The 12529-nt window shown below is 56.0% G+C and carries 10 protein-coding genes; 8 read left to right on the forward strand and 2 right to left on the reverse strand.

The window, feature by feature from the left end; translation table 11 throughout:
* Positions 1-118 precede the first annotated feature (118 nt).
* Positions 119-1165, forward strand: coding sequence for a protease SohB (sohB, locus tag GVK32_RS15140; RefSeq protein ID WP_132510765.1), 1047 nt, complete (start codon positions 119-121; stop codon positions 1163-1165).
* A 61-nt stretch (positions 1166-1226) separates the two neighbouring features.
* On the opposite strand, the gene GVK32_RS15145 is transcribed toward sohB, so the two are convergent.
* Positions 1227-1478, reverse strand: a complete 252-nt coding sequence (locus GVK32_RS15145) for a YciN family protein (protein ID WP_041145184.1) — start codon at positions 1476-1478, stop codon at positions 1227-1229.
* 411 nt (positions 1479-1889) lie between these two features.
* Between GVK32_RS15145 and topA the strand changes: the two genes are divergently transcribed.
* The 4 genes from topA to acnA all read left to right on the forward strand — a co-directional run bounded on the left by topA (position 1890) and on the right by acnA (position 9272).
* Entirely contained in the window at positions 1890-4487 is a 2598-nt protein-coding gene (gene topA, locus GVK32_RS15150) for a type I DNA topoisomerase (RefSeq protein ID WP_159869334.1), read from the forward strand.
* 324 nt (positions 4488-4811) lie between these two features.
* Positions 4812-5786: an HTH-type transcriptional regulator CysB gene (gene cysB, locus GVK32_RS15155; protein ID WP_041145186.1), complete on the forward strand. Its 975-nt coding sequence runs from the start codon at positions 4812-4814 to the stop codon at positions 5784-5786.
* Between the two features lie 244 nt (positions 5787-6030).
* Entirely contained in the window at positions 6031-6198 is a 168-nt protein-coding gene (locus GVK32_RS15160) for a YmiA family putative membrane protein (RefSeq protein WP_071844914.1), read from the forward strand.
* Positions 6199-6599: 401 nt separating this feature from the next.
* Positions 6600-9272: an aconitate hydratase AcnA gene (acnA, locus tag GVK32_RS15165; protein WP_159869337.1), complete on the forward strand. Its 2673-nt coding sequence runs from the start codon at positions 6600-6602 to the stop codon at positions 9270-9272.
* Between the two features lie 45 nt (positions 9273-9317).
* Here the strand turns inward: acnA and ribA are convergent, their stop codons facing one another.
* A complete protein-coding gene (gene ribA, locus GVK32_RS15170) occupies positions 9318-9908 on the reverse strand; it encodes a GTP cyclohydrolase II (RefSeq protein WP_041145188.1) in 591 nt (196 codons plus the stop codon).
* Between the two features lie 164 nt (positions 9909-10072).
* On the opposite strand from ribA, the gene pgpB reads away from it, so the two are divergent.
* The 3 genes from pgpB to lapB all read left to right on the forward strand — a co-directional run bounded on the left by pgpB (position 10073) and on the right by lapB (position 12460).
* A complete protein-coding gene (pgpB, locus tag GVK32_RS15175) occupies positions 10073-10831 on the forward strand; it encodes a phosphatidylglycerophosphatase B (protein ID WP_159869340.1) in 759 nt (252 codons plus the stop codon).
* Positions 10832-10975: 144 nt separating this feature from the next.
* On the forward strand, positions 10976-11284 hold the full coding sequence (locus GVK32_RS15180) for a LapA family protein (protein WP_041145190.1): 309 nt from the start codon (positions 10976-10978) through the stop codon (positions 11282-11284).
* 6 nt (positions 11285-11290) lie between these two features.
* Positions 11291-12460, forward strand: a complete 1170-nt coding sequence (lapB, locus tag GVK32_RS15185) for a lipopolysaccharide assembly protein LapB (protein WP_123707651.1) — start codon at positions 11291-11293, stop codon at positions 12458-12460.
* Positions 12461-12529 lie beyond the last annotated feature (69 nt).

A 12529-nucleotide genomic window follows, 5' to 3' on the forward strand; every position in this document is an offset into this window, starting at 1 on the left:
TCATCGTCGCTGAAAAAAACAAGAAGGCGCCTCGCACAGGACACAAAGCGCAGAGACTTCCCGGCAAAGGCTGATGTACACTGTGCTTCAACGTCAGTGGTTTACACAAGGTGAAAACGTGGAATTACTTGCTCAATATGGCTTATTTTTGGCCAAAATCGCGACTGTTGTCGTCGCTATTGCGGTTGTCGCCGCAATTATCGTTAACCTCGCTCAGCGTAAGAAACAGCGCGGGGAGCTGCGGGTCACCAACCTTAGCGAGCAGTATAAAGAGATGCGGGAGGAGCTCGCGGTAGCGCTGCTCGACGGCCCGCAGCAGAAGCTTTGGCATAAAGCGCAAAAGAAAAAGCTCAAGCAGGAAGCCAGGGCCGCGAAGGCGCGGGCGAAGCTCGGTTCGACGGAGCCAAACGGCAAACCGCGCGCCTGGGTACTCGACTTTAAAGGCAGCATGGACGCCCACGAGGTGAGCAGCCTGCGCGAAGAGATCACCGCCGTGCTGGCAACGGCGAAAGCGCGCGATCAGGTCATTATCCGCCTGGAAAGCCCCGGCGGCGTGGTGCACGGCTACGGCCTGGCCGCCTCGCAGCTGCAGCGCCTTCGCGACAAGCAAATTCCGCTGACGGTGGCGGTAGACAAAGTTGCCGCCAGCGGCGGCTACATGATGGCCTGCGTGGCCAATAAAATCGTCTCGGCGCCGTTTGCCATTCTCGGCTCCATCGGCGTGGTCGCGCAGATCCCAAACATTAATCGTTTCCTTAAGAACAAGGATATCGATATTGAGCTGCATACCGCCGGGCAGTACAAGCGCACCCTGACGATGCTCGGTGAAAACACCGACGAAGGGCGGCGTAAGTTCCGGGAAGATCTGAACGATACCCATCAGCTGTTTAAAGATTTCGTCCACAAAATGCGACCGACGCTGGATATTGAGCAGGTGGCGACCGGCGAGCACTGGTACGGCGTTCAGGCGCTGGAGAAAGGGCTGGTCGATGCCGTAGAAACCAGCGATGAGCTGCTGCTGGGGCTGATCGACAGCCACGATGTGATTAGCGTGCGCTATCAGCAGAGGAAAAAGATGTTTGACCGCTTCACCGGCAGCGCCGCTGAAAGCGCCGATCGCCTGCTGCTGCGCTGGTGGCAGCGGGGACAAAAACCGCTGATGTAGGCAAAATAACGCGAGGCCCTGGCCTCGCGTTATCGTTTAGCGCCCTGCAAAACGCCAGGGCTTAATCGACCAGATGATATTTTTCAGACAGCGCGTGCGCCAGGTATTTAAACATGTTAAATACCGCCGTGCTCTTCGCCGTAGGCAGACCCTGCTCGTCAAGATAAAACTCGCCGCTAAATACCAGAATACCGTTGCGCTGAACGACGTCGGTGGCTTCGATCCCGGCTAGCGTATCTTCATGTTCGCGAATAAGTTTATTGGCTTTTTCAAGCAGCGTCTGGCGATCGATGGGTTGGGTTGTACCTTGCATTACGGCCTCCTGTGATTCTTCGCGCAATAGTCTACGCCGCGCGGCGGGCAGGGGCAAATTTTCCATTTATTCTGCAGGGGTACTGACAACGGCCTAAGAAACATGACTTTACTGGCAGGATTCGTTTTTGCATGCTAATAAAGTTGCGTAACGAATTTTATCAGGTACAGTGTGACGCTTTCAGCGATCTGGCAGCAGATTTGCTTGACATTCGGCCAAAAATTATTCGTGCTATGTCGCCTGGCTAGACAAAGTCAGTAAACCCGGCTATCTGGTTTTATGGACGTGAGGCCGGACGTGCAGAGGGTTGATATCCTTCGACGACGACGCAACATATGACGGACGTCGCCAGCGGATGGTGAATCAATGTGCGATGTATTCCTGGATGAATCAAATTAGGTAAAGGTGAATATGGGTAAAGCTCTCGTTATCGTTGAGTCCCCGGCAAAAGCCAAAACGATCAATAAGTATCTGGGTAATGACTACGTGGTTAAGTCCAGCGTCGGTCATATCCGCGACTTGCCGACCAGTGGCTCAGCTTCCAAAAAGAGCGCCGACTCTACCGCCACCAAAGGGGCCAAAAAGCCTAAAAAGGACGAACGTAGCGCTCTGGTCAATCGCATGGGCGTCGACCCGTGGCATGACTGGGATGCGCATTATGAAGTACTCCCGGGTAAAGAAAAGGTAGTTTCAGAACTCAAGCAGTTGGCTGAAAAAGCCGACCACATCTATCTCGCAACTGACCTTGACCGCGAAGGGGAAGCCATTGCATGGCACCTGCGGGAAGTTATCGGTGGTGATGAAAAACGCTACAGCCGCGTTGTATTTAACGAAATTACTAAAAACGCGATCCGTCAGGCTTTTGACAAGCCGGGCGAACTGAACATCGATCGCGTTAACGCCCAGCAGGCGCGCCGTTTTATGGACCGCGTAGTGGGCTATATGGTTTCTCCGCTGCTGTGGAAAAAAATAGCGCGTGGCCTCTCCGCGGGCCGCGTTCAGTCCGTTGCCGTCCGCCTTGTGGTCGAACGTGAACGCGAAATTAAAGCCTTCGTCCCGGAAGAGTTCTGGGAGATTGACGCCAGCACCACGACGCCTGGCGGAGACGCTTTAGCGCTGCAGGTCACGCACAAGAACGATAAGCCGTTCCGTCCGGTTAACCGCGATGAGACCATGTCTGCCGTCGCGCTGCTGGAGAAATCCGCCTACAGCGTGCTGGAACGCGAAGATAAGCCGACCAGCAGCAAACCGGGCGCGCCGTTCATCACCTCAACCTTGCAGCAGGCGGCCAGCACGCGTCTGGGCTTCGGGGTGAAGAAAACCATGATGATGGCGCAGCGTCTGTATGAGGCCGGCTACATCACCTATATGCGTACCGACTCCACCAACCTGAGTCAGGATGCGCTGAGCATGGTGCGCGGCTACATCGGCGATAACTTTGGTAAAAAGTATCTGCCGGAGAACGCCAACCAGTACGCCAGCAAAGAAAACTCGCAGGAAGCGCACGAAGCAATTCGTCCTTCCGATGTGAACGTGATGGCGGAAGATTTAAAAGGTATGGAATCTGATGCGCTGAAGCTCTATCAGCTGATCTGGCGCCAGTTTGTCGCCTGTCAGATGACGCCAGCGCAGTACGACTCTACCACCCTGACGGTGAAAGCCGGCGACTTTAAGCTCAAGGCGCGCGGCCGTACGCTGCGTTTTGATGGCTGGACGAAAGTCATGCCTGCACTGCGCAAGGGCGATGAAGACCGCGTTCTGCCGGTGGTTAATCAGGGCGACAGCTTAAGCCTGGTTGAACTTAGCCCGGCGCAGCACTTTACCAAACCGCCTGCGCGCTTTAGCGAAGCATCGCTGGTTAAAGAGCTGGAAAAACGCGGTATTGGCCGTCCGTCAACCTATGCGTCGATCATTTCGACTATTCAGGATCGCGGCTACGTTAGGGTTGAAAACCGTCGCTTCTATGCGGAAAAAATGGGTGAGATCGTCACCGATCGTCTGGAAGAGAACTTCCGCGATCTGATGAACTACGACTTTACCGCGCAGATGGAAGACCGTCTCGACCAGGTGGCGAATCATCAGGCCGAGTGGCGGCAGGTGCTGGATCACTTCTTCGGCGACTTTACCGCTCAGCTGGAAACGGCGGAGAAGGATCCGGAAGAGGGCGGCATGCAGCCTAACCCGATGGTGCTGACCAGCATCGACTGTCCGACCTGCGGTCGTGAGATGGGTATTCGTACCGCCAGCACCGGGGTGTTCCTCGGCTGCTCCGGCTACGCGCTGCCGCCAAAAGAGCGCTGCAAAACCACCATTAACCTGGTGCCGGAAAACGAAGTGCTCAACGTGCTGGAAGGCGACGATGCCGAAACCAACGCGCTGCGTGCCAAGCGTCGCTGCCAGAAGTGCGGCACGGCGATGGACAGCTACCTCATCGATCCTAAGCGTAAGCTGCATGTCTGCGGTAACAACCCGACCTGCGACGGCTATGAGATTGAAGAGGGCGAGTTCCGCATTAAGGGCTACGATGGCCCGGTAGTTGAGTGTGAGAAATGTGGTTCTGAGATGCACCTGAAGATGGGACGTTTCGGTAAGTACATGGCCTGCACCAACGACGAGTGTAAGAATACGCGCAAAATCCTGCGTAACGGGGAAGTGGCGCCGCCGAAGGAAGATCCGGTTCCGCTGCCGGAGCTGCCGTGCGAGAAATCGGACGCCTATTTTGTTCTGCGCGACGGTGCCGCTGGCGTGTTCCTCGCGGCAAACACCTTCCCGAAATCCCGCGAAACTCGCGCGCCGCTGGTTGAGGAGCTGTACCGCTTCCGTGACCGCCTCGCCGAGAAGCTGCGTTATCTTGCCGATGCGCCGCAGCAGGATCCGGAAGGCAATAAAACGCTGGTGCGTTTTAGCCGTAAAACCAAGCAGCAGTACGTTGCGTCGGAAAAAGATGGCAAAGCCACCGGTTGGTCAGCCTTCTACATCGACGGCAAGTGGACTGAAGCGAAAAAGTAATCGCCTTACCCCTCAAAAGGGCCGCACTGCGGCCCTTTTCTTTTCCCGTTGATTGCTGAAATCCTTGAAGTTTTGCCGCATTTATTCGGGCTTATAACCGCCTTATTATTTTCCGTTAGCGTCTATACACTGTAGATATAAATGATATAGTGGTTATAGTTAATCCCTTTTTTATTATTAAATCGTCTTACTACATTCTCGTTTCAGGACGCTTTGTGGCGCCAGCGCGGCGAACCGCAGCGGCGCGCAGCCTCTCTGCCGGCAGGCGGCCTGAACGTCAACTGTATCAAGCGAATTCATTTTACGCGTTAACGGATATCAGCCATGAAACTACAGCAACTCCGCTACATCGTTGAGGTTGTTAACCATAATCTAAATGTCTCCTCTACCGCCGAAGGCCTGTATACCTCGCAGCCCGGCATCAGCAAGCAGGTCCGCATGCTGGAAGATGAGCTGGGTATTCAGATTTTTGCCCGCAGCGGCAAGCATTTAACTCAGGTGACGCCTGCCGGTCAGGAGATTATCCGCATTGCCCGAGAAGTGCTGTCGAAGGTTGACGCCATCAAGTCAGTGGCGGGTGAGCACACGTGGCCGGATAAGGGGTCGCTGTACGTGGCGACTACTCATACTCAGGCTCGCTACGCGCTACCTGGCGTGATTAAGGGCTTTATCGAACGCTACCCGCGCGTCTCGTTGCATATGCATCAAGGGTCGCCGACGCAGATTGCCGAGGCGGTCTCGAAGGGGAATGCCGATTTTGCTATCGCGACCGAGGCGCTGCATCTCTACGATGACCTGGTGATGCTGCCGTGCTACCACTGGAATCGTTCGATTGTCGTGACCCCTGAGCATCCGCTCGCCTCCAGAGGCTCGGTAACGATTGAAGAGCTGGCCCAGTATCCGCTGGTTACCTACACCTTTGGCTTTACCGGGCGCTCCGAGCTTGATACCGCGTTCAACCGCGCCGGCCTGACGCCGCGCATCGTTTTTACCGCTACCGATGCCGATGTCATCAAAACCTACGTTCGCCTGGGGCTCGGCGTTGGGGTTATTGCGAGCATGGCGGTCGATCCAGTGTCTGACCCGGATCTCGTGAAACTCAACGCCAACGGCATTTTCAGCCACAGCACCACGAAAATAGGCTTCCGTCGCAGCACCTTCCTACGCAGCTATATGTATGATTTTATTCAACGTTTTGCGCCGCACCTGACGCGCGACGTGGTGGATACTGCGGTGGCTTTACGCTCGAATGAAGATATTGAGGCGATGTTTAAGGATATTAAACTGCCTGAGAAATGATTTGGCTAAATATTCGGCATCCCATCCCCGGGATGCCAATACCTATAATGGACCGTATTTAACATTGTAAACCTCGTATAACTCACAAATTTCATTATTCCTTTTAACACGGTTGCAATTATACCTACCCCGATCAAATTAACGGTTAAAGATAATAATCCTGGGCAAAATTCACTGGATTAATAGAGTGTCCGTAATTAATATTTAACTGTACCTGATAATTTCAACGATTGGTGGTGAAGATATGATAAGTGATATCGATTATATGAAGTTGGCGATGTCACAGGCCGGTGACAAGACGGAAGTGGATCCTGTGTTGAGAAGTCGGGCCTGGGGCGCTGTGTTCATCGGGCTTGCTATGTTCTGGAGTATCGTTGCACTCGTCATCTGTAACGTCTGGATCGTGAGCTAAGCGACACTTTTTCGTCTCGCTGAAAATGTCACTTTTATGACAGTAAGAACCTCGGTGTTTATTCCAGTTTAATAAACCAACGGCATGAAGGAGGATATATTTCGCCACGATGGTTTTTAATCAACAACCCATTCCTTTGAACTAATCGTCACTGAACCGGCGATTAGTTCTTTTTCGCATTTTGCTACCTGTTACTCTTTCAGCTAATAATATCCCTCCTGAACTCATCTCTTTATAACCACAAAATCCCTGCTGTCTATTTTGGTGCAATATCTTTGATGCGCTTTTGCCGATTTTAGCAATTCGGGTTGTTATCAAAGTGTTATGCCAGGGATGTGTTATCTTTAATATATACCCTGAGGAGCATCAGGGCATGCCATCCCTGAGATAAAGGAGGAGCTATGTCGTCAACCCTACGAGAAGCCAGTAAGGACGCGCTACAGGTCAATGATAAAGCCTACCACTACTACAGCCTCACGCTGGCCGCTAAAGAACTGGGCGATCTGACCCGGTTACCGAAATCGCTCAAAGTATTGCTGGAAAACCTGCTGCGCTGGCAGGACGGCGACTCGGTCACCGCAGAGGATATTCACGCCCTGGCCGCCTGGCTCAAGCAGGCCCATGCGGACCGGGAGATTGCCTATCGCCCGGCGCGAGTCCTGATGCAGGACTTCACCGGCGTGCCGGCGGTGGTGGACCTCGCCGCCATGCGCGAAGCGGTGAAACGCCTGGGAGGCGATACCGCTAAGGTTAACCCGCTTTCCCCCGTCGACCTGGTGATTGACCACTCGGTGACGGTAGACCGCTTTGGCAACGATGACGCCTTTGAGGAGAACGTCCGCCTGGAGATGGAGCGTAACCACGAGCGCTACGCGTTCCTGCGCTGGGGGCAGCAGGCGTTCAGCCGCTTTAGCGTAGTGCCGCCGGGTACCGGCATTTGCCACCAGGTCAACCTCGAGTATCTCGGCAAGGCCGTGTGGAGCGAAGAGCATAACGGCGAGTGGTTTGCCTGGCCCGATACCCTGGTCGGCACCGACTCGCATACCACCATGATTAACGGCCTCGGCGTGCTCGGCTGGGGCGTCGGCGGCATTGAGGCTGAAGCGGCAATGTTAGGCCAGCCGGTGTCGATGCTGATCCCCGACGTCGTCGGCTTTAAGCTGACCGGTAAATTAAGCGAAGGGATCACCGCGACGGACCTGGTGCTCACCGTCACCCAGATGCTGCGCCAGCACGGCGTGGTGGGTAAGTTTGTCGAATTTTACGGCGACGGCCTGGATTCGCTGCCGCTGGCGGACAGGGCAACCATCGCCAACATGGCGCCGGAGTACGGTGCAACCTGCGGCTTCTTCCCGATCGATGCGGTGACCCTCAGCTATATGCGCCTGAGCGGCCGCAGTGAAGAGCAGGTGGCGCTAGTGGAAGCCTATGCCAAAGCGCAGGGAATGTGGCGCATGACCGGCGATGAGCCGGTATTTACCAGCACGCTGGCGCTGGACATGGCTACGGTAGAAGCAAGCCTTGCCGGACCGAAGCGCCCGCAGGACCGAGTCGCGCTGGGTGATGTGCCAAAAGCGTTTGCGGCCAGCACCGAGTTGGAGGTCAACCACGCGCAGAAAGACAAACTGCCGGTCGACTATACGCTGAACGGACAGCAATATTCGCTGCCGGACGGCGCGGTGGCCATCGCCGCCATTACCTCCTGCACCAACACCTCCAACCCCAGCGTCCTGATGGCCGCCGGCCTGCTGGCAAAAAGGGCGGTGGAGCTCGGCCTGGAGCCGAAGCCGTGGGTCAAAGCCTCGCTGGCGCCGGGGTCGAAGGTGGTTTCTGATTATCTCGCGCATGCGCGACTGACGCCTTATCTCGATACGCTGGGCTTCAACCTGGTAGGATATGGCTGCACCACCTGCATCGGTAACTCGGGTCCGCTACCGGAGCCGATTGAAGAGGCGATTAAAAAGGGCGACCTGACCGTAGGCGCGGTGCTTTCCGGCAACCGCAACTTCGAAGGTCGCATTCACCCGCTGGTGAAAACCAACTGGCTGGCCTCGCCGCCGCTGGTGGTGGCCTACGCGCTGGCAGGCAATATGAACGTTGACCTGACCCGCGATCCGCTGGGCGCCGGCAAAGACGGTCAGCCGGTCTATCTGAAGGATATCTGGCCGAGCGGCCTGGAGATTGCGCGGGCGGTAGAGCAAGTCTCCACCGAGATGTTCCATAAAGAGTATGCCGAGGTATTTGAAGGCACGCCTGAATGGAAGGCCATTGGCGTCGATCGTTCGGATACCTATGACTGGCAGAGCGACTCAACCTATATCCGCCTGTCGCCGTTCTTCGATGAGATGGGCGTTGAGCCCAAACCGGTAGAGGATATTCGCGGCGCGCGGATTCTGGCGATGCTCGGCGACTCGGTGACCACGGATCATATCTCGCCTGCGGGAAGCATCAAGGCGGAAAGCCCCGCCGGACGCTATTTGCAAAACCGCGGCGTTGAGCGTATCGATTTTAACTCCTACGGATCCCGGCGCGGTAACCACGAGGTGATGATGCGAGGGACGTTCGCCAACATCCGTATTCGTAACGAAATGGTGCCGGGCGTCGAAGGCGGCATGACCCGACATCTGCCGGGCAGCGAGCCGGTGGCGATTTATGACGCGGCCATGCTCTATAAGGATGAAGGGACGCCGCTGGCGGTGGTTGCCGGGAAAGAGTACGGCTCCGGCTCCAGCCGCGACTGGGCGGCGAAGGGCCCGCGTCTGCTCGGCGTGCGGGTGGTGATTGCCGAATCCTTTGAACGTATTCACCGTTCTAACCTGATTGGCATGGGGATTTTACCGCTGGAGTTCCCGCAGGGTGTAACCCGCAAAACGCTGGGGCTCACCGGTGAAGAGCGGATTGATATCAGCCAGCTGCAGGCGTTAGAACCTGGCGCAACGGTGCCGGTGACCCTGACGCGGGCGGACGGGAAGCAGGAGGTGATTGCCTGCCGCTGCCGTATCGATACCGCCACGGAGCTGACCTATTATCAGAATGACGGCATTCTGCACTATGTGATCCGCAATATGCTGTAAAAAAAAAGGGCCAGCAATCGCTGGCCCTGAATCTATGCTGCCGAATCAGTTATTCAGCAGATGCCCCATCTTGGCGGCTTTGGTATCCAGATAATGGGCATTTTTCGGATTGCGTCCGACGATCAGCGGCACGCGTTCTACGATATTGATCCCGGCTTCGGTCAGAATTTCTACTTTTTTCGGGTTGTTGGTCAGCAGGCGGACGCGCTCGACGTTCAGCAGCTTGAACATATCAGCACACAGCGTAAAGTCGCGCTCGTCTGCGGCAAAGCCGAGCTGATGGTTCGCTTCTACGGTGTCGTAGCCCTGATCCTGTAAGGCGTAGGCGCGGATTTTGTTTAACAGGCCAATGTTGCGGCCTTCCTGACGATGGTACAGCAGGATCCCGCGACCCTCTTCGGCGATGTGCGACAGCGCCGCTTCCAGCTGAAAACCGCAATCACAACGCAGGCTGAAAAGGGCATCGCCCGTCAGACACTCAGAGTGTACGCGAGCCAGGACGGGCGCCTGGCCCGAAATATCGCCGAAAACTAGCGCGACATGATCCTGCCCGGTTGCCAGTTCTTCAAAACCCACCATCAGGAAATCGCCCCAGGGGGTTGGCAGTTTGGCTTCTGCCACACGTTTAAGCTGCATGTGATTCTCCAGACTTTGTCAGCACCTGAATGTGCTTTCTGTTTGCCGCTATTTTGCCACAATGCCGTGAGGTTCTCCTAATTACGCACTACTGCCTGCGCGTAAAGCGCACAAACGAACCACTTTCCGTTATGATAGTCGGCAGTAAGGATTAAGGAGATGAAATGCTGTCGATTGCCAGACGAACCGCCACCGGTGCGGCACTATTAATGATTATGCCCGCAGTGGTTTGGCTCACCGGCTGGAAGTGGCATCCTGAACTTCCGCAGCAGGGGTTAAAGCTGCTGTTCTGGGTGACCGAAAGCGTGACTCAGCCGTGGGGTATCATCACCCACACGATCCTTTGCGGCTGGTTCCTGTGGTGCCTGCGCTTTCGCCTGCGGGCGGCGGTGGTGCTGTTTATGATTCTGGCCGCGGCCATTTTGCTCGGGCAGGGCATTAAGTCCTGGATCAAAGGCCAGGTGCAGGAGCCGCGTCCCTTCGTTATCTGGCTGGAAAAAACGCAGCAGGTTCCGGTCGATCAATTCTACGCGTTAAAACGCAAAGAACGCGCTAAACTGGTGCATGAACAGCTGGTTCAGGAGCAGGGGATCCCTAAATTCCTGCGCAAACACTGGCAGAAAGAGACCGGTTTTGCTTTTCCATCCGGACACACCATGTTTGCGGCCAGCTGGGCGCTGCTCGGCGTGGGGCTGCTGTGGCCGCGCCGTCGCCGGCTGACCATTGCGCTGCTGATGGTCTGGGCCACCGCGGTGATGGGGAGCCGTCTGGCGCTGGGAATGCACTGGCCGCAGGATTTGCTCGTTGCCACGCTTATCTCCTGGCTGCTGGTGACGCTGGCCACCTGGCTGACCCAGCGACTGTGTGGCCCGCTGACGCCGCCTGGGGAAGAGGCGCAGGATATTAAGAAACGGACGCAATAACAGGGCTAACGTTGTTTTTCACGCCATCCGGCCCCATATCCTGCAGTGGTGTCGTGCTTTTCCATTCCACCGCTGCAGCGAAAATGATACTTTATAGGGCTGAACGCGGGATTTTTTCGCGCAACCCACATAACGGGAAGTAGTGTGAAATATTTACTCATTTTCTTACTGGTACTCGCGATCTTCGTCATCTCCGTGACGCTGGGTGCGCAAAATGACCAACTGGTTACGTTCAACTATTTACTCGCACAGGGTGAATTCCGTATTTCAACGCTGCTGGCGGTGCTCTTCGCGGCAGGGTTTGCTATTGGCTGGCTGATTTGCGGCCTTTTCTGGCTGCGGGTTCGCGTCTCGTTGGCTCGCGCCGAGCGTAAAGTTAAGCGCCTTGAGCATCAGATTGCGCCAGCGGGCGTAGCGCCAGTCGACGCAGGCACCCCTGCGGTGAAGGAATAATCGTTTATGCTGGAGTTGTTGTTTCTGCTTTTGCCCGTAGCCGCCGCGTACGGCTGGTATATGGGGCGCAGAAGTGCACAACAGTCCAAACAGGACGACGCTAGCCGCCTGTCGCGTGATTATGTGACCGGGGTTAACTTCCTGTTGAGCAATCAGCAGGATAAAGCCGTGGATCTGTTCCTCGATATGCTGAAAGAGGATACCGGCACCGTTGAAGCTCACCTGACTCTCGGCAACCTGTTCCGCTCCCGCGGCGAGGTTGACCGGGCTATCCGCATTCACCAAAGCCTGATGGAAAGCGCCTCGCTGACCTACGATCAGCGCCTGCTTGCCGTACAGCAGCTGGGACGTGACTATATGGCCGCCGGCCTGTATGACCGCGCGGAGGACATGTTCAAACAGCTGGTGGATGAAACCGATTTTCGCCTCAGCGCGCTGCAGCAGCTGCTGCAGATTTACCAGGCCACCAGCGACTGGCAGTCCGCCATTGATGTAGCCGAACGTCTGGTGAAGCTCGGAAAAGAGAAACATCGCGGCGATATCGCCAACTTCTGGTGCGAGCTGGCGCTGCAGCAGATGGCGAACAGCGATATGGATAAGGCCATGTCGCTGTTGAAAAAAGGTGCCGCGGCCGATCGCAACAGCGCCAGGGTGTCGATCATGATGGGCCGGGTGTGGATAGAAAAGGGCGATTATCCGAAGGCGGTAGAGAGCCTGGAACGGGTGATCAATCAGGACAAAGAGCTGGTCGGCGAGACCCTCGAAATGCTCCAGACCTGCTACCAGCAGCTGGGCAAAATCGACGAGTGGGAAGCGTTTCTCCGCCGCTGCGTCGATGAAAATACCGGCGCGACCGCTGAGCTGATGCTGGCGCAGATCCTCGAGCAGCGCGAGGGGATTGAAGCCGCCCAAAGCTACGTTACCCGTCAGCTGGAGCGCCATCCGACGATGCGCGTTTTCCATAAGCTGATGGACTACCACCTTAACGAAGCGGAAGAGGGGCGCGCGAAAGAGAGTCTCGGCGTGCTGCGCAATATGGTCGGTGAGCAGGTACGCAGCAAGCCGCGATACCGCTGCCAAAAATGCGGCTTTACCGCCCACAGCCTCTACTGGCACTGCCCGTCCTGCCGCTCGTGGTCCACCATCAAACCGATTCGCGGCCTTGACGGCCAGTAAGATTTAAAAAAAGCCCCTGTTTAGTTACAACATCCTGATGGTTTTTTGCACCGCGCTGTCGTTAGACCA

It is taken from the genome of Klebsiella sp. 18074 (assembly GCF_902705905.1).
GTDB classification, from domain to species: domain Bacteria; phylum Pseudomonadota; class Gammaproteobacteria; order Enterobacterales; family Enterobacteriaceae; genus Klebsiella; species Klebsiella terrigena.

Coding starts and splice junctions, on each gene's coding strand:
- ribA (WP_041145188.1), bottom strand. CDS start 9,908: ATGCAGCTTAAACGTGTGGCAGAAGCCAAACTGCCAACCCCCTGGGGC.
- topA (WP_159869334.1), top strand. CDS start 1,890: ATGGGTAAAGCTCTCGTTATCGTTGAGTCCCCGGCAAAAGCCAAAACG.
- GVK32_RS15145 (WP_041145184.1), bottom strand. CDS start 1,478: ATGCAAGGTACAACCCAACCCATCGATCGCCAGACGCTGCTTGAAAAA.
- pgpB (WP_159869340.1), top strand. CDS start 10,073: ATGCTGTCGATTGCCAGACGAACCGCCACCGGTGCGGCACTATTAATG.
- lapB (WP_123707651.1), top strand. CDS start 11,291: ATGCTGGAGTTGTTGTTTCTGCTTTTGCCCGTAGCCGCCGCGTACGGC.
- GVK32_RS15160 (WP_071844914.1), top strand. CDS start 6,031: ATGATAAGTGATATCGATTATATGAAGTTGGCGATGTCACAGGCCGGT.
- acnA (WP_159869337.1), top strand. CDS start 6,600: ATGTCGTCAACCCTACGAGAAGCCAGTAAGGACGCGCTACAGGTCAAT.
- cysB (WP_041145186.1), top strand. CDS start 4,812: ATGAAACTACAGCAACTCCGCTACATCGTTGAGGTTGTTAACCATAAT.